Annotated in this window: 25 protein-coding genes; 17 read left to right on the forward strand and 8 right to left on the reverse strand. The window is 43.6% G+C overall.

What is annotated here, in order from left to right:
* Positions 1–12: 12 nt before the first annotated feature.
* The gene (locus tag G475_RS0102785) at positions 13–561 is read right to left on the reverse strand and encodes an HD domain-containing protein (protein ID WP_026699957.1); all 549 of its coding nucleotides are present in this window, start codon (positions 559–561) and stop codon (positions 13–15) included.
* A gap of 323 nt (positions 562–884) precedes the next feature.
* On the opposite strand from G475_RS0102785, the gene G475_RS0102790 reads away from it, so the two are divergent.
* The 7 genes from G475_RS0102790 (at position 885) to pepF (ending at position 8,561) form a co-directional block, all read left to right on the forward strand.
* The gene (locus G475_RS0102790; RefSeq protein ID WP_026699958.1) at positions 885–2,087 is read left to right on the forward strand and encodes a putative glycoside hydrolase; all 1,203 of its coding nucleotides are present in this window, start codon (positions 885–887) and stop codon (positions 2,085–2,087) included.
* A gap of 429 nt (positions 2,088–2,516) precedes the next feature.
* Entirely contained in the window at positions 2,517–3,092 is a 576-nt protein-coding gene (locus tag G475_RS0102795) for a GNAT family N-acetyltransferase (RefSeq protein ID WP_026699959.1), read from the forward strand.
* A gap of 28 nt (positions 3,093–3,120) precedes the next feature.
* Positions 3,121–3,264, forward strand: a complete 144-nt coding sequence (locus G475_RS27505; protein ID WP_169728504.1) for a hypothetical protein — start codon at positions 3,121–3,123, stop codon at positions 3,262–3,264.
* Between the two features lie 423 nt (positions 3,265–3,687).
* The gene (spxA, locus tag G475_RS0102810) at positions 3,688–4,083 is read left to right on the forward strand and encodes a transcriptional regulator SpxA (protein ID WP_026699961.1); all 396 of its coding nucleotides are present in this window, start codon (positions 3,688–3,690) and stop codon (positions 4,081–4,083) included.
* A 427-nt stretch (positions 4,084–4,510) separates the two neighbouring features.
* On the forward strand, positions 4,511–5,176 hold the full coding sequence (gene mecA / locus G475_RS0102815) for an adaptor protein MecA (RefSeq protein ID WP_026699962.1): 666 nt from the start codon (positions 4,511–4,513) through the stop codon (positions 5,174–5,176).
* Positions 5,177–5,491: 315 nt separating this feature from the next.
* Positions 5,492–6,661 (forward strand): competence protein CoiA, encoded by a 1,170-nt coding sequence (locus G475_RS0102825; RefSeq protein WP_026699964.1) that lies wholly within the window; start codon positions 5,492–5,494, stop codon positions 6,659–6,661.
* Between the two features lie 82 nt (positions 6,662–6,743).
* Positions 6,744–8,561, forward strand: a complete 1,818-nt coding sequence (gene pepF / locus G475_RS0102830) for an oligoendopeptidase F (protein WP_026699965.1) — start codon at positions 6,744–6,746, stop codon at positions 8,559–8,561.
* A gap of 419 nt (positions 8,562–8,980) precedes the next feature.
* On the opposite strand, the gene G475_RS0102840 is transcribed toward pepF, so the two are convergent.
* The 4 genes from G475_RS0102840 to G475_RS0102855 form a co-directional block, all read right to left on the reverse strand.
* Positions 8,981–9,898, reverse strand: coding sequence for a ClpXP adapter SpxH family protein (locus G475_RS0102840; protein ID WP_026699967.1), 918 nt, complete (start codon positions 9,896–9,898; stop codon positions 8,981–8,983).
* Between the two features lie 21 nt (positions 9,899–9,919).
* A complete protein-coding gene (locus tag G475_RS0102845; protein ID WP_026699968.1) occupies positions 9,920–10,300 on the reverse strand; it encodes a globin domain-containing protein in 381 nt (126 codons plus the stop codon).
* 349 nt (positions 10,301–10,649) lie between these two features.
* On the reverse strand, positions 10,650–11,309 hold the full coding sequence (locus tag G475_RS27870) for a lytic transglycosylase domain-containing protein (protein ID WP_267880095.1): 660 nt from the start codon (positions 11,307–11,309) through the stop codon (positions 10,650–10,652).
* 82 nt (positions 11,310–11,391) lie between these two features.
* Complete coding sequence (locus G475_RS0102855) at positions 11,392–11,976, reverse strand: CYTH domain-containing protein (protein WP_026699969.1); 585 nt, start codon at positions 11,974–11,976, stop codon at positions 11,392–11,394.
* 192 nt (positions 11,977–12,168) lie between these two features.
* Here G475_RS0102855 and G475_RS0102860 point away from each other — a divergent pair, with 192 nt between their 5' ends.
* Genes G475_RS0102860 through G475_RS0102875 form a run of 4 tightly spaced genes read left to right on the forward strand, consistent with a single transcriptional unit; the run spans position 12,169 to position 14,931 of the window.
* Positions 12,169–12,549: a UPF0738 family protein gene (locus G475_RS0102860; protein ID WP_026699970.1), complete on the forward strand. Its 381-nt coding sequence runs from the start codon at positions 12,169–12,171 to the stop codon at positions 12,547–12,549.
* A gap of 32 nt (positions 12,550–12,581) precedes the next feature.
* Positions 12,582–13,211, forward strand: coding sequence for a GTP pyrophosphokinase (locus tag G475_RS0102865; RefSeq protein WP_026699971.1), 630 nt, complete (start codon positions 12,582–12,584; stop codon positions 13,209–13,211).
* A gap of 1 nt (position 13,212) precedes the next feature.
* Complete coding sequence (locus G475_RS0102870) at positions 13,213–14,037, forward strand: NAD kinase (protein ID WP_324603202.1); 825 nt, start codon at positions 13,213–13,215, stop codon at positions 14,035–14,037.
* Between the two features lie 3 nt (positions 14,038–14,040).
* A complete protein-coding gene (locus tag G475_RS0102875; RefSeq protein ID WP_026699973.1) occupies positions 14,041–14,931 on the forward strand; it encodes an RluA family pseudouridine synthase in 891 nt (296 codons plus the stop codon).
* A 2-nt stretch (positions 14,932–14,933) separates the two neighbouring features.
* Here G475_RS0102875 and prpE read toward each other — a convergent pair whose 3' ends face one another.
* Positions 14,934–15,677: a bis(5'-nucleosyl)-tetraphosphatase PrpE gene (gene prpE, locus G475_RS0102880; protein ID WP_026699974.1), complete on the reverse strand. Its 744-nt coding sequence runs from the start codon at positions 15,675–15,677 to the stop codon at positions 14,934–14,936.
* Positions 15,678–15,770: 93 nt separating this feature from the next.
* Here prpE and fabI point away from each other — a divergent pair, with 93 nt between their 5' ends.
* The 4 genes from fabI to G475_RS26630 all read left to right on the forward strand — a co-directional run bounded on the left by fabI (position 15,771) and on the right by G475_RS26630 (position 19,996).
* Entirely contained in the window at positions 15,771–16,553 is a 783-nt protein-coding gene (gene fabI / locus G475_RS0102885) for an enoyl-ACP reductase FabI (RefSeq protein ID WP_026699975.1), read from the forward strand.
* Between the two features lie 111 nt (positions 16,554–16,664).
* On the forward strand, positions 16,665–17,501 hold the full coding sequence (gene glcT, locus G475_RS0102890; protein ID WP_026699976.1) for a glucose PTS transporter transcription antiterminator GlcT: 837 nt from the start codon (positions 16,665–16,667) through the stop codon (positions 17,499–17,501).
* 223 nt (positions 17,502–17,724) lie between these two features.
* On the forward strand, positions 17,725–19,782 hold the full coding sequence (gene ptsG, locus G475_RS0102895) for a glucose-specific PTS transporter subunit IIBC (protein WP_026699977.1): 2,058 nt from the start codon (positions 17,725–17,727) through the stop codon (positions 19,780–19,782).
* A 127-nt stretch (positions 19,783–19,909) separates the two neighbouring features.
* Positions 19,910–19,996, forward strand: a complete 87-nt coding sequence (locus tag G475_RS26630) for a YjcZ family sporulation protein (protein WP_084413961.1) — start codon at positions 19,910–19,912, stop codon at positions 19,994–19,996.
* 68 nt (positions 19,997–20,064) lie between these two features.
* Here G475_RS26630 and G475_RS26240 read toward each other — a convergent pair whose 3' ends face one another.
* Positions 20,065–20,481, reverse strand: coding sequence for a hypothetical protein (locus tag G475_RS26240; RefSeq protein ID WP_156911611.1), 417 nt, complete (start codon positions 20,479–20,481; stop codon positions 20,065–20,067).
* Between the two features lie 321 nt (positions 20,482–20,802).
* Here G475_RS26240 and G475_RS0102905 point away from each other — a divergent pair, with 321 nt between their 5' ends.
* Positions 20,803–21,273 carry a hypothetical protein gene (locus tag G475_RS0102905; protein WP_026699978.1) on the forward strand — a complete coding sequence of 157 codons (471 nt, stop codon included), beginning with the start codon at positions 20,803–20,805 and terminating at the stop codon, positions 21,271–21,273.
* A gap of 82 nt (positions 21,274–21,355) precedes the next feature.
* Here G475_RS0102905 and G475_RS0102910 read toward each other — a convergent pair whose 3' ends face one another.
* Complete coding sequence (locus G475_RS0102910; RefSeq protein WP_026699979.1) at positions 21,356–21,838, reverse strand: CotY/CotZ family spore coat protein; 483 nt, start codon at positions 21,836–21,838, stop codon at positions 21,356–21,358.
* Positions 21,839–22,048: 210 nt separating this feature from the next.
* On the opposite strand from G475_RS0102910, the gene G475_RS0102920 reads away from it, so the two are divergent.
* Positions 22,049–22,288 (forward strand): hypothetical protein, encoded by a 240-nt coding sequence (locus G475_RS0102920; protein WP_026699980.1) that lies wholly within the window; start codon positions 22,049–22,051, stop codon positions 22,286–22,288.
* Positions 22,289–22,311: the final 23 nt, after the last annotated feature.

Here is a 22,311-nt window from a genome sequence, read left to right on the forward strand (position 1 = left end):
TGCTCTTGTTTTTTAAACTTCACTGGTTTCTTCCGCTCTGCTCTTTTGAAGCGATTGATCAATAAGCTGGTCCAGGTTTTTAATGTCCCGGCGGGCTTTGCTCTCAGAAATCGAACGATAGTGGTGGCCGCCGGCAGGTTCTTCATCCAGTTCATCTGCAAGAGCCACAATTTGCTGTAGGGTGCTCAGCTGGAGCTGGTCATGATTAACCGGAAGAAAGGAATCTGTATGCAGCAGGACAGCTACTGCTATTTCTTTGGCGTGACCAGGGTTCTCCCCAAGCCGTATTAATAATTTGTGCGCTCTTTCCGCGCCTTTTATCGAGTGAATATCATTTTCTTTATAGGAGTCAAAATCCCACTCGCCATTACGGTACCATGTGTAATGCCCCATATCGTGCAGAAAAGCAGCCTTTACAGCAAGGTCCGGGTTTGCGTTATTTTTCACGGCAAGATGGAAGGCGTGATAAGATGCAGCAATGGCATGAGCCAGACCGGACCGTTTTACATATTTCTGAGTGACCGGATGCTCATATAATTGTTCAAGTGTTACGTTTCTCATCATCGTCCCTCCTAAAAGCTGCGAATATGAATATATTTTTACTATTATAACGGGGGAAATAACAGTTTGCAATAGGAAAGTAACTAAATCATCAAGAATTTCCGGCACTACCCACAATATTTTTAATGGTAACGAGAAGGAAGGCTGCATAGGCATATTTATAGCAGGTATAAAAGGAGGAAAGTCGGATTCGATTTTGCTGCCATTTTTTTCTTTGGACCTATTGGTGAAATGTGAAAAACTATGTATAATTTAAAGAGGAAGAAATGTCTGTCAATAAACTGTGCTATTTTACTTACATATATAAAGAAAGCTGTGAAATAATGAAAAAATTTTGGATACCATTTGGAACCGCGATTCTGGCGGCAGGAGTTTTTTGGTTAACGGAAGATACGAGCGGGGAAGAAAATAAAACAATATCTTACCATACCCACAAACAAACCCATGAGATGAATAAAGAATTAAATGAAGATTTATCACGATTTTATTACGACAGCGGCTATAATTTTACTTATCCCGAGGATGGGGTTCGCGGTATATATGTTACCGGGCATTCTGCCGGGGGCTCTCGTTTTGAAAAACTGCTGGATTTAACGAATTCTACGGATTTAAATTCGATGGTTATTGATATTAAAGATGATTTCGGAAATTTAACGTTTCGTCCTGGAGAGGAAGTTGATCTCCCTAATATTGGAAAAAACATGATCAGTGATCCGCAGGAAATGATGGACGCCATGGAAGAAAACGAGGTATACCCCATTGCCCGGATTGTTGTATTTAAAGATACGGTTCTGGCTGAAAAAAGACCGGATTTATCTTTTCGTGAGAACGGGGCTATCTGGAAAAATGGAAGAGAGGAAGCCTTTGTTAACCCCTACAATAAAGAAGTGTGGGAGTATAATGTGAAAATTGCAAAAGAAGCTGCGAAAATGGGCTTTCAGGAGATTCAGTTTGACTACGTGCGTTTTCCGGAAGGTTTTGAAAACAGGGACGAAGAATTAAGTTATTCAAGAGGAGAGTATGGAGAAGAAGGCAGCAATGTAGAGCAGAGGGTAACCGCTGTTACTGATTTTGTCAATTATGCCAGAGAAGAACTTAAGCAGGAATTTGATATTGACGTTTCCGTTGATATATTCGGGTATTCCGCCACGCTGGATCAGGCCCCCGGCATCGGGCAGAACTTTTCAAAAATATCGGATAATGTGGATATTATTTCTTCCATGATTTATCCCAGTCATTGGACTCCTTATTTTGGAATTGATAAACCAGATCTCCATCCTTATAAATTAACGAAAGAATATGTCAATGTGGAAAATGAAGTGCTGGGAGAACTGGAGCACCCTCCTGAATCCCGTCCCTGGATTCAGGATTTTACAGCGCGCTGGCTTGGCTCAGGTAATTATCAGACTTACGGTAAAGAAGAAGTGGAAGATCAAATAAAAGCATTAAATGAAGGAAATATTGATGAGTTTTTATTGTGGAACGCCAATAACAATTATACAGAAGGAGTGGACTATACCCCCTGATCAACAGAGCTGGGATTAAACCATCCCAGGACACAATATTTCCGAACTCAGCAATCAATCCCCAAAAGTTAGAGTTTGGATTATGAAGCCGGCTGGCTGGTTTGAGTTCGATATTGGACAGGACTTAAACCAGCCAATTTATGTTTCATTTATATATAGGCTTTCACCCGGCACGGGACGTACGCCGCCCTTGTGTTCTAAAGCGGCCCGCCTGCAAGGAATGCGTGTTATCAACGCACACTTATTATAGAAAGCAGTAGATCTTAACGGGAGGTTAAGCGGGGTCTCTTGACTACCGTTTTTCTCTTATACATTCTTCTTTCTTTTTAGGGAAGGATATTCAGTAAGAAATGTCCGATAAAGGTGCAAAATCCTGCCATTCGTTTTATAATGAAAGAAAGCAGATAAACGGGGGTTTTCATGGAACGGTTGAATTGGTATGAAAAACTGAATCAGTATTTCCCGGTGGAAGAGATGAAATCAAAAGAACACATGGAACTCTTATTGAAAGAAAAAGGAGATATATATCATAAAGAAGAAGGCCCTCATCATGTTATTATGTATGTAGAAACAGAAGATTTTATTTTTATTGATTACCTCTTCGTGTCAAAAGAGACGCGGGGAGAGGGGCTTGGAAAGCAGCTCCTTGATAATCTGAAGGAACGCAGGAAACCGATAATACTGGAAGTAGAGCCGTTGGATTATGACGACTCCGATTCTAAAAAGCGTTTCCGCTTTTATGAAAGAGCAGGATTCCGTCATGCCAACTCCATCGGGTACAGTAGAAAATCTCTCGCCACCAACAAAATAAACACGCTGGAAATATTGTATTGGTCCCCTGACGACGATTCGGAAGAAAGTATCTTTGAAAATCTAAAACAAACGTATAAAAATATTCATACGTATAAAGATAAGGAACTGTACGGGAAATCTTATGAGAAAGCAGAGGATGTTTTTTCTTACGACGAACAAAAAGAAAAAAGGGCAGACAGAGGAATACGGTGATAATAGCATAATAAGGAGGGATGATAGAATGAAAAACAAACACAAACAGAAACGGCGTAAAAAACGTGAAGTGTTGAAAGATCTCCTTCCAAAGAATCTGAAAGATTGGAAGAAACTTCCTAACACGGAACGGGGAACTACTACGCCTTCCAATTCGAAAACATCGGCTTGAACGTGAAAAAAGCTCCGGGAAGTCATACCTGGAGCTTTTTTGCAGGGGAGAAAGGGGGAAAGCATACACCTGCATATTCTATTCGTGCTCCGTGTTCACTTTTTATAACGTCACATTTTGTTCACATTTTTTTGAAACAAACAGGTTTTATCATTAAGGAAAGAAGGAATGAGAAAGGTAACTTCATATTTTCAAATAAGGGAAGGGATGAAAATAATCAATTCATACTTAAAATATGTCGTTCTACGGTCATAGAAGGGTTGAGAGCCGTTGGTTATTTTTTAAAAACACTTTTCAAATTAGAATAATTATTGTATAATGAATTTGACTATAAAGTGATGAAAGTGTTTATTGAATACCAAGTCACATAATATTTCTTCATTACTTTATTTTGCAGGATGAAGAAGGGAGAGATTAATCCTGATGGTTACCTTGCTCACATCTCCAAGCTGCACTTCCTGCCGCAAGGCAAGAGCGTGGCTGGAAGAATATAATATCCCATTTGAAGAACGAAATATTTTTGCTTCTCCGTTAACGGTGGAAGAGGTAAAAGAAATAGTAAGATTAACCGAAGATGGAACCGATGAAATTGTATCAAAACGTTCAAAGGTTTTTCAGGAGCTGAATGTCGAACTGGAAAATCTTCCGCTTCAACGCTTATTTGAATTGATCAGTGAACATCCCGGCCTGCTTCGCCGCCCCATTATTTTCGACGAAAAACGTCTGCAGGTAGGGTATAATGAAGCGGAAATCCGCAGATTCCTGCCTAGAAAGGTTCGGACATTTAATTTAATGGAAGCCCAGGATATGGTCAATTAAAAAAGCGGGCATGGAAAAACTTCTACTTTTTCTCCAGTAGAAGTTTTTTTGTTTTCATGTGAGATAAACCTTTGTTATCCTTAATGTAGAGAATGACATTCTTTTTTCTTTGGCTGACAAGGATAATTGGTAACTAATTTGAATACGGTAAGGTTAAATAGTTGTTTAACTATTGACAACTTAGGTTCTTTCCTTGAAAATAAACATTTAATAGCAGGAAAGACCGCGTTTTCTCTTTTCATACGCTCCGCTCCCTCAGAAAGCATCGACGGGATGAGCATTGGTCCTTAACAACCTTAATCTTATCGTATACAATAGGAGTAATACGAGGGATAAGATTACAGGTGCCCGTCCCAGGGTATGATCTAAATAAATAGAGAAAACAAGGAAGCGGAAGCCACCTTACCTTCAAAGGAGGGAGAAAATCGTGGAAATTGAGAGAATTAATGAATCTACGGTCAAGTTCTACATCACCTATAAGGATATAGAAGACAGGGGCTTTGACCGGGATGAGATCTGGTACAACCGGGAACGCGGGGAAGAGTTATTTTTTGAAATGATTAATGAAGCGCATGACCGGGAGAATTTTGAGATTGAAGGACCTTTATGGATTCAGGTTCAAGCGCTGGACAACGGCATGGAGATTGTCGTGACCCGTGGTCAGATTACAGATGGCAACGTAAAACTTGAGATTCCTGTTTCCCAAAACAAAGGAGAAGATATGCCGGTCGATGATAACATTGTGGATATGCTGGATGAGCAATTCCGTTCTTCGCAAAAATCAAGACAGGCTCAGGGAGATTCTGATTACCTTGAGATTGTTATTTCGTTCCAGGATTTCGAGGACTTGTTGTCTCTAAGTAAAGCATTTATTCCAACCAATGTACAAAACGAAATTTATCATTTTGAAGATACGTACTATCTCTACCTGGTGTTTGATAACCAATATACGGAAGATGAACAGGACGATATGGTCAGCCACGTTCTGGAATACGGGGAAGAATCCGATGTATCTATTTTCCGAATCCGTGAGTATGGCAAGACAGTGGTGGCATCAAACGGGCTGGAGACATTACGCGAAAGTTTTTCCTGATCCATGAAACCGGGGCTGTCCCAAAAGGGGGCAGCTCTTTTTTTAGTATCCCTTCATGCTGCCCTGCGGATTTTCCAGGCATTTGTTGCTGCTGAAATGGGAGTTTTGTGGTTGGAATGGTCCTTTTGGCGGCGCGAGAGCGGAAAGCTAAAATATACTACTTATAGAAAGTCGTGTATGCAAAGGGCGGGAATGAAAAAGCCTGTTTCCAGGAAATAAGGAACATATCCCGGTTCCAAATGGCTCCCATTATTTTTTGAAGAGGCAGGAAAATAAAAAACGGCGGCGAATAGAACGAGGAAAGGAGTTCATGGAATGTTTGCTGCAATTACTAAAAATGGCCAACGAGTCATCCTGGAACCTTTTCTTATTGGTTCTCTTTCTTTACCTCCGCCGTATTATTGTCCCGTCTGCAGGGAAGAAGTGATATTGAAAAAAGGAACGAGAAGACGATGGCACTTTGCTCACCGCAGCTTTTCCAACTGCGCATCGGAACCTGAGTCAGAAGACCATCTGAATGGAAAAGCAGCGTTATATCATTGGCTTACTTCCCAAGGTTTGACCCCATTTCTCGAAGTATTTCTCCCCTCTATCCAACGACAGGCTGATATTTTATTCACCTTTCAGAATCGAACCTATGCGATCGAATATCAATGTGCTGCAATTTCCGTGGAAGACGTGGTGCAGCGGTCCCAAGACTACCTCTCCCAGCAGATAGCCCCCCTCTGGATTTATTCTTCCAGCCGCCTGCGGCCCGCGGGTTCTTCCACCTATTCTATTCATTCTTTCGAATGGTCCGGTTTACGAGAAGCGGCATTTGCCCAAAGACCAGCCCTGGTCTATTTTGCTCCGCGGGACAGACGTTTTTACTTTTTATTTCCGAATGCCGTGCTTTCTCCTATTGTTGCCTTTGCCGACCTTTACACCCTGCCGCTGTCGTCCTTAAAGGTCTCCCAGCTAACAGAGCTGCCCTTGACGAAAGAAGGAAAACAGATCTGGAGAAGACAATGGCTCCGGCAGAAGAAAAAATGGCGTTACCAGCGTAATCACTGGCAGACGCGCCAGGACAGCCGCTACGCCAGACAAATATTTGCTGCTCATTGCTCAGATATTCCCTATTTTCCATGGGAGGCAGGCTGGCCGGTTGGGGGAATGTATTACCTCAATACAGAGCCTCATTTATGGCAAAGTCTGTTCCTCCTGAAGCTGCAAAGTTCTTTTCCCCTTTACCGCCAATTTTCTACGCAGGCAGCAGGCGATATTTTTTCTCCGGTGGTAACAAGACATTTATCAACAAAATCCTTCCCTTTAATCAAAGACCCCCTGGAAAAAGCCATAAGATCCTATTTATATCTGCTTGAAAAAATGGGAATTGTTTATCGGACGGACACAGGATGGAAAAGAGTAACAGATATCCAGATGCCGGCCTCTTTAGATGAAGGATATAGCATGGATAAAAAGTGGCATCAACGCATATTTTACTGATATGTACCACTTCGTAGATTATAACATTGGTTTTTCTTCCCTATGTTCGGTAAAATTGGAAGAGAATATTGGAGGTGTCTATATGAGCACACAGGAAACAAAGCAGTTACCTAAAAGAGAGGAAGTCCCAAAAGAATGGACCTGGGATCTCGAAGATATTTTTGCCACGGATGAAGAGTGGGAAAAAGAATTTAAAGAAATAAAGGAATTCATCCCGAAAATGGAATCCTTTAAAGGTACATTGGGAGACGCAGCTGAAAACCTGTACCAATGCCTGCAGACACAGGATGAACTCGGTGCCAGATTCGGACGCTTGTTTTCTTACGCCCATATGCGGGCAGATCAGGATACAGGAAACTCTTTTTATCAGGGGCTGGAAGACCGTGCTTCTAGTATGGCAGCGAAACTCGGGCAGGCGATGGCTTATGTAACCCCGGAAATACTATCAATACCGGAAGGAACAATTTCCTCGTTTCTAAGTGAACATGAAGGGCTGTCTTTTTATAAACAGGCGCTCGAAGAAATAAACGAGGAACGTCCACACGTACTAAGTGAGTCAGAAGAATCCCTTCTTGCTCAGGTATCCGAAGTAACCTCTTCCCCCGGTAATACATTTGGGATGCTGAATAATGCCGATTTAAAATTCCCATCTATACAAGATGAAAATGGAGAAGAGGTGCAGGTCACGCATGGAAGGATCCTCCGTTTTTTTGAAAGTGATGACCGGAGAGTCCGCAGAGATGCCTTCAAAGCTGTGTATGATACCTACCAAAAGTATAAGAACACCTTTTCAAGCACACTCAGCGGGGAAGTGAAAAAGCACTTGTTCACTGCCAATGTGCGAAATTACCAATCAGCGAGAGAAGCTGCATTAAGTTCCAATCATATTCCGGAAATCGTATATGATCAGCTTGTTGATACAGTGAATAATCACTTACATTTACTGCACCGTTATGTTCGTTTAAGAAAACGGGTTCTTCAACTGGATGAAATTCATAACTATGATTTATATACGCCTCTGGTAAAAGATGTGGACATGAAAATAAGCTACGAAGAGGCCCAGAAACAAGTCCTGAAAGCGGTAGAGCCCCTGGGAGAAGAATACGTCCATACGGTGGCTGAAGGATTTAAGAGCCGCTGGATTGATGTATACGAAAATGAAGGAAAACGCAGTGGTGCCTATTCTTCGGGAGCATACGGAACAAAACCTTACATTTTAATGAATTGGCAGGATAACGTTAATAACATGTTTACTCTGGCGCATGAGCTTGGCCATTCGATGCACAGCTTTTTCAGCCGCAGGGAACAGCAGGTTCGTTATTCGGATTACACCATTTTCGTAGCGGAGGTAGCTTCGACAGTCAATGAATCCCTGCTTAATGATTATATGTTAAAGACAACGGAGGATAAAAAGCAGCGCATGTACCTCCTTAATAATTTTCTGGAAGGATTTCGAGGTACTGTGTTCCGTCAGACGATGTTTGCTGAATTTGAGCAGCTTATCCATGAAAAAGCCGCGGCTGGGGAACCATTGACGCCGGATCTGCTTGAGAAGGAATATTATCAGTTAAATGAAAAATACTTTGGAGCCGATATGACAGTGGATGATGAAATTTCTTTAGAATGGTCCCGTATCCCCCACTTTTACATGAACTTCTATGTTTATCAGTACGCTACTGGTTACAGCGCAGCGGCTGCTCTCTCCCGGCAGATTCTAGAAGAAGGGAAACCGGCTGTGGACAGATATCTGGCGTTTCTGCAATCCGGCAGTTCAGATTATCCGATTAATCTTTTGAAAAAAGCCGGAGTCGACATGACTTCCCCCGCACCCGTGGAAGAAGCGATGGGGCTGTTTGAAAAAACGCTCGATGAAATGGAACAATTATTGGAGGAAGGATAAAGATATAAAAAAACATCTCCTCTGCCGTCCGGAAGAGGAGATGTTTTTTTAATTATCCCAAGTGTCCGAGAGTTCCCGCTTGCATTGCAACCAGACGCCTTTAATCCTTCAATACACGGAGGATAAGGCCCGCTGAGGGAAGTTTTCCTTCCTGGCCTTATTATTTTATATGAACACCTTTAAACCTGTGCCGTTCGTTGAAAAAAAACACTGAAAAAAATATCGATATAAACAATAAAAGTGCTCCGATAATCAGCGGGAACATCCCGATTAAACCCAAGACAAACATAATGAAACTAACCAGTATACTTCCCAGGCTGAGCATTACCTTTTTCATAACCATCCCTCTTCATCTCCGTTTGTACTATTTTTATGGAAAAAGAGAGAATGTTATGACCAGCATGCCTCCAGACTTGGATTTAGCGGAGGACACGCCAAAAAGTACCGTATTTGACGGGCACCTGTTCAATTTTCTGCTGAAGCGCCAGTTCATTAAGTTTTGCTTTTGCGACGCGCTCACTCCAGTCGAAGACTACAGCTACTTCTTTTGTGGCAACAAATTCATAGCGGTCCATAAACGTTTGAAGGTCTATTTTTTCTTTAGGAACAGGAGCTTCTCCGAGCATTTCTTTCATGATATCAACGTAAATTCCGTAGGAATAAAGACCGGATACTTTTAAGCCGCCATCTTCGACACGATCATTGAAAAAAAGGAAGGTAGGCGCCTTATCAACTTCCATTTCTTTCGTGGCTTTCATATCGCACTGCAATGCTTTTACAGCGCAGTGGGATTGAATGTCTTTCTTAAACTCCTCTACATCCAATCCGACATAATCGGCACATTCAATCAGCACCTGTTCATCAGCGATATTTTTTTTATCTAGAAACAGCATTTCCCTGAGCCGCCTGAAAAACACCGTAGCCAGCTGTCGTCCCTGCATTTCAGCAGCCTTAACAGCAAGCGAGGGGGCATAGGGAGAATTTACCGGATTTTCAAGCCAAATATCTCCATCACAGGACATTCCCGTTTTACTGGCGGTTTGCTCATATAACTCGGCCAACTGTTCCTGCTCTTTTTGCTGGCGGCTTTCTGGAACATTCCACGTATCGAGATCCGCTGCGACAAAAAAGCGCAAGGAAAAATAATGGCCGTACTCAAGCATCAATTTTTTTAAAGTTGGTTCAAACGCCCAACATTCAGGACAAAGCGGATCCATAAATACGTAAAGTTCAAGCTTTTTTGAAGCACGCTGTGTCATTGTAGCACTTTCCCCAGGAGAAAGACCGCAGATTCCCAGCTTTTCATTACAATCGAGCTGTTTATCCTTTTTACTCACTGGTCTGGACTCCTTTCTCTGTTATTCTTCTGGTGTATTTATCATATGTTGCGCGGTGAGTGTTAATCGCTGCAGCATTTCTTCCCGTGCTGGTCCTTCCAGTCCCACTTCATCCATCGCTTCCTCCATGCACGTAAGCCAGGCTATGGCTCTTTCTTTTGTGATAGTAAAAGGAAGGTGTCTTGCCCGAAGCATTGGATGGCCGTGTTCTTCCGTATAAAGCGAGGGGCCCCCTAAAAACTGGGTAAGAAACTGTTTTTGTTTCCGGGCTGTTTCTGTTAAATCCTCTGGAAAAATAGGAATTAAATCTTGATGCTGCTTTACTTTGCCATAAAATGTCTCAACGAGCTCCTCCAGTACCCCGCTTCCGCCAATTGCTTCAAAAAGGATTTTCTCGGGCATGGGCGTTCACCTCATTCTAAAAAACTTCTAAAGAAAGGCACTTGCTTAAAGATAACGAGTAACAAGGCCGCTTGCAAGGGAAACGGATAACTATTACGGATCCCGGTACCAGGCCCGGCCCTGTGGAACACAGATCACAAAGGCGCTGCAGCACGATGCTGCGAACTTAACCTTTGTATTTTTATCATGCGGCACAAAACCCCTGTAAAAGGATAGTTTCGTTTATTTCAGATTTTCTCACATAATCGTCATTTTCTTATCTTTTATTGTAGCAATGCTGTTACATGACAGCAAACATTTCGATTCTGGACAAAAAAAAGGCTATCCCAAAGGGCAGCCTTTTTTCATGTTACGTCATGGACTGATAGGAATTCATGACAGCAGGGACATAGGACTGGGTTTCTGTAAACGGTGGAATCCCTCCGTACTGATCCACGTTGCCCGGCCCGGCATTATAGGCTGCCAGTGCCATGGAGGTATCCCCGTTGTATTTGTCGAGCATATTTCTTAAGTATTTGGTGCCACCTTCAATATTTTCTGCCGGATCATAGGGGTTCTCTACATTTAAATAGTTAGCCGTTCCCGGCATCAGCTGCATCAGCCCCATTGCTCCGGTGTGACTTTGGGCGTTTGGGTCAAAATTGGATTCCTGCTGGATGACAGCGCGGATTAAGGCAGGATCCACTCCAAATTTCTCAGCACTGGATTCAATATAAGCGGAGAAACTTCCTGTTTCAGCTGCCGATAATGCAGTATCCTTCGCGGGACTGATGTTCTGCTCTGCCTGGTAATAACGGGCACGCTGCTGTGGATCCAAAAATAAAGACGAAGCTGCAGAGGGGACTCCAGAATTTTTTGCGCCGCTTTCTTCGGAAGACTCGGGTTTAGCTGCCTGTTCCAGGTAAGTCTGGAAGGTAGTCAGAAGCGATGAAAAATGATTCGCGCCTGTATTCTGCCGGGGGAGGCTGAGCATACGGCCGAGGGTTTGCATTAGTGGATCAATTGACACTATTTTCACCTCACCTGAGATATAGTTTTAAAAAAATATAGCAGACTCCCGTGAAAAAGGCAATCGGTCTTATTTGTTATTCTTAACGTGCCAATTCCTGTTTTCTGGTAAAAAAACGTTTGATCTTGTTTGGGGTCGGACGCACAGGAATGTTATGGTCCGTTAGTATGCTGGTTAACCATTTCCTTACTTCTTCTTCTGAAGAGCCTTCGATCTCTATCTCGAAGTCTTCCGTATCAAGATAAACGCTGTGATCCAGAAAAAGAATTCCTGTTTCATGGGAAGTTTGAGCTCTGTGGGTTTCCAGCGTCCCGAGTTTCTGCAGCATACTTGTATCCCCAATGAACGGATGCAGACTTTCTTTCACTTCTCCCTCCGGAAGCTCAGCTTGCTCCATAAGCCGTTCTGCTTCCACTTCAGTAAGGGTTTGATTCGTTTCAAGCAGTCCTGCCGAAGCCGGCTGTTTTAATGTGAGTTCATAGTTATTGTTTTTTGTTCGAACCCGCAGTGCTGCTCCTTGTTCTTTAATTTCTAACGCCGGTGTATCAAAATAGGTGTTCGCCTGCCAAAAAAATTGAGGCGGTTTAATCTGATACGTATCAGCCAGTATATCAAACTCGTTCCGGGTTAAAAGGTTTTTTTCCTCTATCTCCGTTTCTTTTGCCATGGTTTTTCCTCGCTTTCTTCCTGACTTAAAGACGTAACGAATGATTTTATGATATCATATCGTTTGGAAAACGTCGTACGTCTTCCAGGATATTTTGTTCATGTTTTGGCGTAATGAGGGGGAAATTGCGCTTTTTTTTATGCTGTGAAGATGTGGTAAAATGCGGATAGATGGATGAAACGAGGTGGAGCAATGGAACACATATTGACCGTGACCGAAACAAAAGTAAAATATCAAACGTTGTATTTAATACCTATTGAAGATTGGCCGGAAAAAGAATGGGCCACGCTGGAAGATGGAGGGAGAATGCTTGCTGATTCGGATGCATTAGCTTTTGTCTATACGCTGGAATCTCCAGAATCTTTCGTGCAGCTGAGAATGCCTAAATCCATCTGGCCTGCTTTGAAAGAAGCTTATGAACAGGAACTTGGCGTATGCGTGAAAGGACCGGATGTACTAGACCTGCCTCTCTTTCCTGCAGAATTAGCTTTTATTCTTGATAACGTCCCTGGTAACGGGAATTATGGGTCTTTCATGGTGGAGGCAGTAGAGGAAGCCTTTCAGTTAACATAAAAATTACGTCAGGAAACAAGGTGGTGCTTGTTATTAGTAATTGGGACACGTTTTTAACTCCCTATGTGCAAGCAGTAGAAGAATTGAAAGTAAAACTAAAAGGACTTCGGGAACAGTATCAATTATCCTCCAAACATACGCCGATTGAATTTGTAACCGGCCGGGTAAAACCAGTTACAAGCATATTGGAAAAAGCGCAGCGCAAAAACATTCCTTTGGACCGAATAGCACGGGAGATGCAGGATATTGCCGGCGTACGGCTGGTCTGCCAGTTTGTAAATGATATTGATACTATCGTGGAGCTGATACGTTCCCGGTCCGATTTTAAAGTAATAGAAGAACGGGATTATATAAAAAGGAAAAAAGATAGCGGCTATCGTTCGTATCATATGGTGATTGAATATCCGGTCCATACAATAGACGGGGAAAAATTTGTTCTGGTCGAACTGCAGGTGCGGACGATGGCAATGAATTTCTGGGCAACGATTGAACATTCATTAAATTATAAATACAGCGGTGAAATCCCGGATGAAATTAAAGAGCGTCTTCAGCGAGCGGCAGAGGCTGCTTTTCAGCTGGACGAAGAAATGTCCAAGATTAAGGGAGAGGTCCGGGAAGCGCAGCAGATTATTACAAAAAACCGCGAAAGTTCATCAAAATAAAATAGACAGCAAGGGAGGCAGCAATATGCATTTCACGGTAACTTCACGGGGCGATGACCTGTCGGATACATTAAAAAAAGATATAACCGCTGGTTTGGAAGAACATGGATTAACCGAAAACCATGAACATCCGGAAGTAGTAATTAGTGTGGGGGGAGACGGCACTCTGCTGGAAGCCTTTCACAGTTATTACGAATGGCTTGATCACACCTGTTTTGTCGGTATTCATACGGGCCATCTTGGGTTTTATGCGGATTGGCAGCCGGAGGAAGTTGAGAAGCTCGTTATCCATATCGCCAAAACCCCTTTTCAGGTGGTAGAGTATCCCCTTCTGGAAGTAGTGGTCCGTCACTTTGACTCCAAAGAATCGGACCGTTATCTGGCATTAAACGAATGTACGGTGAAAACATTGGAAGGGTCTCTTGTGTGTAATGTAGATATTAAGGGGGAACCCTTTGAAACCTTTCGGGGCGATGGGCTGTGTATCTCCACCCCGTCAGGGAGTACTGCCTACAATAAAGCATTATCCGGTGCCATTATTCATCCCTCCCTCCCTTCGATGCAGTTAACAGAAATGGCATCAATCAATAATAGGGTATACCGAACGGTAGGTTCTCCTTTAATATTGCCGCAGCATCATACCTGTCTATTGAAACCGTTAAATGATGTGGAAATGCAGATTACGGTCGATCATACTTCCATGGTCGACCAATCCATTAAATCTATTCAATGCCGGGTTGCAGAAGAAAATGTCAGGTTTGCCCGTTTTCGCCCATTTCCATTCTGGAAACGGGTAAAGGAGTCGTTTATCGGAGAAGGGGAGTAACGGATGGAAAAGTTCCATAAGCTGAAATGGACGATTTCTGCAAACGAACATGGAAAAAAAGTGAAAACCGTTTTAAGGCAGTGCAAGGGGATGTCAGCAGGTACTTGGAAGACAGTAAATAAAGACGGCTGTGTCACAAGAAACGGTGTGAACAGTTCCGGCCAGGATATGGTGGAGGACGGAGACATCCTCCAGATATATCTGCCAAAAACATCTTTTCCACCGGCGATTGAGGCAGTGGACCTCCCCCTTGATATCCTTTTTGAAGACGATCATCTGTTAATAATCAATAAGGATCCGTTCCTCCCGACTCTGCCTGGGAGGGGACGGGAGATAGAGACGCTTGCCGGAGCAGTCCGTTCCTATTACGAAAAGAAAAATATACGGGCTTCTTTTCATGCTGTATCCAGATTGGACAGGCAGACCAGCGGCATCGTAACAATTGCCAAACATCGTTTTGCCCATCAGCGTCTGGCCGCCTTATTCGATAGGTACGCCGGCCTGAAAAAGTATGTTGGTGTAGCGGACGGGAGATGGTTTCCTTCTGAAGGCCTTATTGATGCACCGATCGAACGCAGACCGGACAGTATTGTTAAACAGCATGTTACGGCTCAGGGGAAGCGGGCCAAAACGGGTTTCTACGTCAGCAGCAGATTAAGTAATACTTCTGTGGTCCATTACACCCTTTACAGCGGCAGAACTCATCAGATTCGGGTACATAGTGCTTATATCGGACACCCCCTGGCGGGGGATGACTTATATGGAGAATCCAGCTCTGCTATTCCCCGGCAGGCGCTTCATGCCCACCAGCTTCGTTTTTGTCATCCGGTGACCGAAGAATGGAAGACAGTGGAAGCAGATCTTCCGCAGGACATGCGGCAAATCATGCCGTAAACTTATTGTTGGAAACGGCGGAATTTTTCTGCCGTATAGGGCATGGAGGAGGAGATTTTTGTAAACGTCATTTCCGGGTAATGAAGAGCTGTTAAATAACCCCCGAATACACAGCCTGTATCGATATTTACTGTATTATTGATCAGCCGGGGCGCAGAGACGGGGGTATGACCATATACAATCAGTCTGCGGCCGGTATAGTTCCATGCCCAATCCCTTCTGACCGGCATCCCGTCTTCGTCCTTTTCACCAGTAATATCCCCGTACAAGACAAACGTCCGTACTTTTTTTCCTTCGTGTCCTATGAGATTCTCGGGTATCCCGGCATGGGCTGCTACAACGTTATCGTTATCAAGCCGCAGGTATAAAGGAGAATGTTCGTATAATTTCATAAAACGGCGGCGTAAGGAGCGGTATGCCGAAGAGGAAAGCTGCTCCAGTTCTTTCAGCGTTGTTTCCAGCCCGCCGCTTATTGTGATATTTCTTCCTATAAAATACCGGTACAATTTGTCACAATGATTTCCCGGTATATATAAGGCTGCTTCTTTTTCTGTCATTTCTGTCACAAGCTCGATAACAGCAAGCGAGTCTGGACCGCGGTCCATAAGGTCTCCAATAAAAACGGGGATTCGATGATCAGGATGACGGTATATATTCTGTTTTTGCTGGTAACCAGCATCGTGAAATAAGGAGATAAGTTCATCATAACAACCATGAATGTCACCGATGAAGTCGTAAGCGTGCATCTTTTCCACTCCTTTCTTCGCCCTGTTAACAATGCTATAATAAGTTTAACATCAGCTGTTAAGAACAACCAATAAACAAAGGAGCGATCATTTATGAACCTTTCATTAGAAGGAAAAACGTATGTCATAATGGGCGTTGCCAACAAACGCAGTATAGCCTGGGGAATCGCGCAGAGCTTATCCAATGCCGGAGCAAAACTGATTTTTACATACGCCGGGGAAAGAATGGAAAAAAATGTCCGTCAGCTTGCTGATTCACTGGACCAGGAAGAATCTATTGTTCTCCCTTGTGATATTACAGATGATGCTGAAATTGAAAAAACGTTTCAGCAGATAAAGGATAAAACAGGCCATATTGATGGTCTGGCACACTGCATTGCGTTTGCGAATAAAGAAGAGCTGGACGGCGATTATTTAAATACGACACGGGATGGTTTTATGTTGGCCCACAACATCAGCTCCTATTCGCTGACAGCCGTAGCAAAAGTAATCCGTGAGCTGGACCTTATGAAAGAGGGCGGCTCGATTGTAACCATGACGTATCTCGGCGGGGAAAAAATTGTGAAAAACTATAATGTCATGGGCGTGGCGAAAGCATCTCTGGACGCCAGTGTCCGTTATCTCGCCAACGATCTGGGACAGGACAATATCCGAGTCAACGCTATTTCAGCGGGGCCAATCCGGACGTTATCGGCAAAGGGGATCGGCGGATTTAATGATGTATTGAAAGAAATGGAAGAAAAAGCGCCGCTTCGCCGTCCGGTAACCCAGGAGGAAATCGGCGACACTGCGCTCTTTTTAATGAGTGACCTGGCCCGCGGCATCACAGGCGAGCTTATACACGTGGATGGCGGCTATAATAAAGTAGGGTTGTAGGAAATTGGAGCAGCACACCGGCTTGTCATGAGTCAAGCCGGTTTTTGTTTGACGAGAAGAAAAAACGAAGGTAAGATGATGGACTGAATAGATTAGAGATGGGGTTGGTCTATGGAAGTGAAAAAAGTACTGAATAACAACGTCATCATCGCCCGTCATCCAGAATATGAAGAGGTTGTATTAACAGGTAAAGGGATTGGTTTTGGGAAAAAGGAAGGAGCTCCCGTGCAGGAGGAAGGGGCGGAAAAATTTTTTGTCCTGAAAAATCAACAGGAACAGGAGCAGTACAAACAATTGCTTATTGAGGTGGACGAGTCTTTTATCGGTTGTATGAATGAATGCATGGCCATGCTCGAAAATCGATTTCAGGTTCAGCTCCATGAACATATTCACGTAGCATTAACCGATCATTTATATTACGCCGTTCATCGAATCAAACAGGGAATGGAAATTCGAAACCCGTTCCTGCAGGAAACAGAACTTGCATATCCTGCTGAGTTTCAGGCGGCGCGTGATCTTTTATTCCATGTGGAAAAGTGTACAGGCATTGCCATGCCGGAAGGGGAAGTCGGCTTTGTAGCTCTTCATATTCATACGGCATTGACGCAAAGATCGATTCAGGAAGTAAATGAACATACGATGCTTGTGTCTGAACTTGTAAAACGAATCGAAGAAACGCTTGATATTTCAATGGATACAAAGGATCTTGACCATCAGCGCCTGCTCCGCCATCTTCACCAGACATTGGAACGTATCCAGAACGGGGATTACGGAGATGAACCTGAATCGTTAAAAAATGTGTTGAAAAAAGAATATCCGTTGTGCTACAATTTATCCTGGAAGTTAATAAAAATGATGCAGCAGGCATTAAAACTACCTGTGCCGGAAAGCGAAGGGGTTTATTTAACACTCCATTTGCAAAGGCTTTCAAGAAAAACATATAAATAATCCCAACATATTTCCGTGTGACTGGTCAGCAGGCATGAGAGAAAATGATTGGTTCGTGCAGAAACAGGAGACAAGTCTCTTACTTCTTCTGTTTTAATTCCGCGAACCTTTTTCTCTCATGCCTTTTTTATATGGAAAAACGAACCCACACCGGAAAATCCGGGGAAGATGTCTTTTCTAAAGCAGGCGGCAGGTTCTGCTGCAATAAAAGGGGAGATAGTTAATGTGGAAAAACGCGTTTGGTCTATTACAGCGCATTGGCCGGGCGTTAATGCTGCCGGTTGCCCTGCTGCCAGCTGCCGGGCTGCTGCTTGCGATTGGCACGGCCATCCAGGAAGACAATATGATTGCTATTATGCCGTTTCTGGATGCGGAGATTTTTCAATTTATTTCCGAATTGATGAAAGAAGCAGGGGGGGTTGTGTTTGATAATCTGGCGGTCCTTTTCGCCGTCGGCGTGGCCCTTGGACTTGCCAATGGCGACGGGGTTGCCGGACTGGCAGCACTTATTGGATTTTTCATTATTAACGTGACGATGGGGGTATCCAAGGGAGTAACGGCGGAGATGACAGAGGATCCGGCCTTTGCCGAAATTCTCGGTGTACCCACACTGCAGACGGGCGTATTTGGTGGTATTATTGCCGGGATTCTTGGAGCATTTATGTACAACCGCTATTATAATATTGAACTGCCCCAGTATCTCGGATTCTTTGCCGGTAAACGATTTGTTCCGATTGCCACGGCTTTTGGAGGTTTAATTGTAGGCGGAGTATTAACCTTTATCTGGCCGCCGGTGCAGGAAATGCTGAACGCTATGTCCTATCTGGTAACAGAATCCAACACCACGATTTCCGCTTTTATTTTTGGGGTGATTGAACGGGCTCTGATTCCATTTGGATTGCACCATGTCTTTTACAACCCATTCTGGTTCGAATTCGGTTCCTATGTTAACGCTGCCGGCGAAACGGTTACCGGCGATCAGCAGATCTTTTTTGCTCAGTACCAGGACGGTGTTGATCAATTCACTGCCGGAACCTTTATGACGGGAAAATTTCCGTTCATGATGTTTGGACTTCCGGCGGCTGCCCTTGCCATTTATCACTGCGCGAAACCGGCTAAAAAGAAGTATGTTGCCGGAATCATGGGTTCTGCAGCGCTGACTTCTTTTTTGACAGGTATTACAGAACCGCTTGAATTCAGTTTTCTGTTTGTAGCACCACTGCTTTTCGGGATTCATACCATTTTTGCCGGCTTATCGTTCATGATTATGCATGTACTTAATGTGAAAATCGGAATGACATTTTCCGGAGGTGTGATTGACTATTTCCTATTCGGGATTATTCCAAATGCGACACCATGGTGGCTTGTTATTCCAGTCGGATTATGTTTTGCGGTTATTTACTATTTTGGATTCCGTTTCGCCATAACAAAATTTAATTTAATGACACCGGGCCGGGAAGAAGATGCTCCGGCAGATGAGGCTCAGGCATCGTCAGGCAGTGCCGGCGGAGACCTGCCATATAATGTACTGGAAGCCTTCGGCGGGAAGGAGAATTTGAAGAACCTGGATGCCTGCATCACACGTCTGCGTATCACCGTTCATGATAAAGGGGAAGTCAACAAGGACCGGTTGAAGCAGCTTGGCGCTTCCGGGGTGATGGAAGTCGGCAGCAACGTTCAAGCTATATTCGGTCCACAATCCGATGCCATTAAGTCGCAGATGCAGGATATTATTGAAGGACGTTCTCCAGCGAAGCCGGCCGAAGGTACACCGGAATTGGATCCAAAGAAAGAAACAGAACCAGCTGTTAAGATAGAAACAGGTTCTTCTATCCACATCGGCAGTGTCGCGGACGGCACGTTGATGTCCATCGAAGAGGTTCCCGATGATGTATTTTCCGGAAAAATGATGGGCGATGGATTTGCCATTCAGCCGCAGAACGGAGAGTTTGTATCTCCGGCAGCCGGGACAATCAATAATGTATTTCCGACAAAGCACGCTGTCGGGATAAAAACAGCGGAAGGTCTTGAAATACTTGTCCATATCGGCCTGGATACCGTCAATATGAAAGGCGAAGGATTTGATGTGCACGTCAACGAAGGCGAAGAAGTAAAGCAGGGTCAACTGCTTGTCACTGCAGATCTTTCCCTGATTGAAGAACAGGCAAAATCAACGATAACACCGGTTGTGTTTACGAATCTATCCGAAGAACAACACCTTCATACGCAGAAAAAAGATAACGTGACAAAAGAGGATAGTTTTGTAGCAGAAATAAAATAAAGGCAGCCAATTTTCTTATATAGGCAGGAGCCTGATTAAGGAGGTACGACGAACAAAAGGCCGGGGAATGCATATAGCTATGGTGAGAAGCATATCTCAATCTTCCTTAGAAAGGGAGGAATAGCACATGTCCCACGGTTATAACAACAGTTTTACGCTTATTGTCGTACTGTTCATTTTACTCGTTATCGTTGGGTCTGCTTACGTTTGCTAAAACGAAGCTATAAAAGGATTCTGGCTTTCTTCGGAAAGTCAGAATCCTTTTTTGTATCGCTGCAGCTGTTAATGGACCTTTCGTAAGGACACAAAAAAATGAAGAAGAAATACAAAAAAGATGAGCTCTGTAAACAGCAGAAACAGCGGGGAACGTCCAGACATTTCTCCCAGCATGGGGGCAATAAACCCTGCCAGTAATCCGCTGCAGGCTCCCGTGATGGCCGCCTCGTGATTAAATAAACTCCCAAACATAAGGCCGGCTCCCATTCCTAAAAAAGCAGCGGAAATGGTCGTTTCCATAAAAAAGCCGGGATACTCGATGGTAAATAATAGACCGGAGCAGAGAGCGGTTAAGGTCGCTGGTGTGGTACTTAGATTATGCTGAAATAAATAAGAAGAAGCCTGTACAAATTTTTTTTCTGAAAAAAACACATACAGCATAATAATAAGCCAGATATTTCCGCCAAATATAATCCAAAGCATGGTATCCCTCATTTCCGTATTCCTGTTTCTCCAGGTGCTGACGTCCGTAAGAACTCCCGCTTCCCGTAACCGGAAGTTAACGAAGACGAGTACTCCGATTCGTCCGCCCTCACGCCGCAGGTCCCAAAAGAGTGCTGTACGATATTTTGAATTCAGTCTTTGAACCTTATATAAGGTAGGGAAAATCCCTGTTGATGGACGTGTTGCTTTATATCCAAGTTTATGCTGGAAGGAAGAAAATTTTGCCCTTTTTTTGGTATGAACGTTAGGGAGGAACATATAATGGAATAGAAGAACACTCGTATGCGAGGAGGCTCTGTAATGGAACAAGAAGAGCATGAAAAAAACCAGCAGGCCCAGCCTTTGTATTATATTGAACAACCTGCCTTAACCCCGTTTTCAGGACCTGGTCAGTCGATCTCGATTCAAAAAAATATTGGCGCACAAAAACGGAAAAAACATGTAACTAAACGAGATAAACAACCAAAAAACAGGGAAAAGGACGCGGCGGCTGATACAGGAGAGGTGGAAGAGGAGGAAATATTGGAAGAAGAAAAAGAAGAGTTTAAAGATGGTTCTTCCAATAAAACAGTGGAAGAGCTGCTGGAATATATAGAATCTCTTCCACATTTTATTCAGCCCGTGATCGCCTGTGAAACGGAAGAGCAGTATATACAGGGAACGATAGTAGATGTGGCAGACGGCAGTATTACTTTTCAGGACAGAAGAAATTTCATGAATACAGTCATACAAAAGACGGATATCACCAACATGCACATTGTCAGTCTGTAATGCGGCATACGCCTCTTTCGACTGTTTATATCTTTTTACCCAAAAAGAGGTGCCCTTTTGGACACCTCCTTTTTGAAAGTAATTATTTGCAGTGATGGTCAATGTCGCCAACCAGATTAGGATCAAGGCATTGAATAGCGCAGAAGCAGTCAAGGTCTACTTCAATGCAGTATCTGGTTCTTTCCAGCTCATCGACATCGCATAAAGAAACTGGATCTACACAGCATTTATCGAAGTCAAGTTCGCTGTCTGGACGCAGCATGGAAAGAGTAGCGCAGCAGTTATCTTCATCAATGCTTTCGACACGGAAGAAAACCGTTTGGAAGCAGTCGTTTCTACCGATAGCCCCCACGGAATAGAAGTATTCCCCTTTTTTGGTTTGAAGGATAAACGGAACCGTATCCAACCCATTATTGTTACCATTCGGGCTTAATAAACTATTGAAGCAATCGTTTCTGCAATTACCGTTGTTGTTATTGTCTACTTGATCCTGAGCTTTCTTGATAGCTGCAACGGCATCGCAAACACAGCTTCCCGCTGCATCATCATGTTTTCTGCAACCCATGTTAATCACTCCTTTAGCACTCTTTTCTTTACCATCATATATAGTTAGGCGCAAAAAGGTGTTAAATATTAGACAAAGAAACTAGAAATGGGCGTTCATCCTAGTTTTAAAAAAGAGGATTAAAATGATAAAGAACGGGTATATAAAGGATAACGACCAGAGCATGAGTTTCTTCAACGCGTTTATGAAACGTATAAATGAGGTGATTTCATGGGATATGTAGCACCTGTAAAAAATGAAACGGCAGTTCAATATGGCAGCCGGATGGTGGAAAATGAACCGGCTGTAGCCCGGGTGGCGAAGGTGCAGGCAACAGAACTGCCTCCGATCCGGGATGAAGATGAGAGAAATGCCTACCGACGTGAGGAAGAAATGTATCTTATGAGCAAACGAAGAGAAATTGAACAAAAATTATATGGGAAAGGGAAGCAACTAGATCTCGAAGCATGAAGCAAAAAAGCAGCGTCAGGATA

The sequence above is a fragment of the Salibacterium aidingense DSM 18341 genome, from assembly GCF_000429685.1.
Taxonomy (GTDB): Bacteria; Bacillota; Bacilli; order Bacillales; family Marinococcaceae; genus Salibacterium; species Salibacterium aidingense.

Coding starts and splice junctions, on each gene's coding strand:
- prpE (WP_026699974.1), bottom strand. CDS start 15,677: ATGCACGCTTACGACTTCATCGGTGACATTCATGGTTGTTATGATGAA.
- G475_RS26240 (WP_156911611.1), bottom strand. CDS start 20,481: ATGCTTTGGATTATATTTGGCGGAAATATCTGGCTTATTATTATGCTG.
- G475_RS0102785 (WP_026699957.1), bottom strand. CDS start 561: ATGAGAAACGTAACACTTGAACAATTATATGAGCATCCGGTCACTCAG.
- G475_RS0102860 (WP_026699970.1), top strand. CDS start 12,169: ATGGAACACATATTGACCGTGACCGAAACAAAAGTAAAATATCAAACG.
- G475_RS0102790 (WP_026699958.1), top strand. CDS start 885: ATGAAAAAATTTTGGATACCATTTGGAACCGCGATTCTGGCGGCAGGA.
- spxA (WP_026699961.1), top strand. CDS start 3,688: ATGGTTACCTTGCTCACATCTCCAAGCTGCACTTCCTGCCGCAAGGCA.
- G475_RS27505 (WP_169728504.1), top strand. CDS start 3,121: ATGAAAAACAAACACAAACAGAAACGGCGTAAAAAACGTGAAGTGTTG.
- fabI (WP_026699975.1), top strand. CDS start 15,771: ATGAACCTTTCATTAGAAGGAAAAACGTATGTCATAATGGGCGTTGCC.
- G475_RS0102845 (WP_026699968.1), bottom strand. CDS start 10,300: ATGCCCGAGAAAATCCTTTTTGAAGCAATTGGCGGAAGCGGGGTACTG.
- G475_RS0102920 (WP_026699980.1), top strand. CDS start 22,049: ATGGGATATGTAGCACCTGTAAAAAATGAAACGGCAGTTCAATATGGC.
- glcT (WP_026699976.1), top strand. CDS start 16,665: ATGGAAGTGAAAAAAGTACTGAATAACAACGTCATCATCGCCCGTCAT.
- G475_RS26630 (WP_084413961.1), top strand. CDS start 19,910: ATGTCCCACGGTTATAACAACAGTTTTACGCTTATTGTCGTACTGTTC.
- G475_RS0102910 (WP_026699979.1), bottom strand. CDS start 21,838: ATGGGTTGCAGAAAACATGATGATGCAGCGGGAAGCTGTGTTTGCGAT.
- G475_RS0102855 (WP_026699969.1), bottom strand. CDS start 11,976: ATGGCAAAAGAAACGGAGATAGAGGAAAAAAACCTTTTAACCCGGAAC.
- pepF (WP_026699965.1), top strand. CDS start 6,744: ATGAGCACACAGGAAACAAAGCAGTTACCTAAAAGAGAGGAAGTCCCA.
- ptsG (WP_026699977.1), top strand. CDS start 17,725: ATGTGGAAAAACGCGTTTGGTCTATTACAGCGCATTGGCCGGGCGTTA.
- G475_RS0102905 (WP_026699978.1), top strand. CDS start 20,803: ATGGAACAAGAAGAGCATGAAAAAAACCAGCAGGCCCAGCCTTTGTAT.
- G475_RS0102875 (WP_026699973.1), top strand. CDS start 14,041: ATGGAAAAGTTCCATAAGCTGAAATGGACGATTTCTGCAAACGAACAT.
- G475_RS0102825 (WP_026699964.1), top strand. CDS start 5,492: ATGTTTGCTGCAATTACTAAAAATGGCCAACGAGTCATCCTGGAACCT.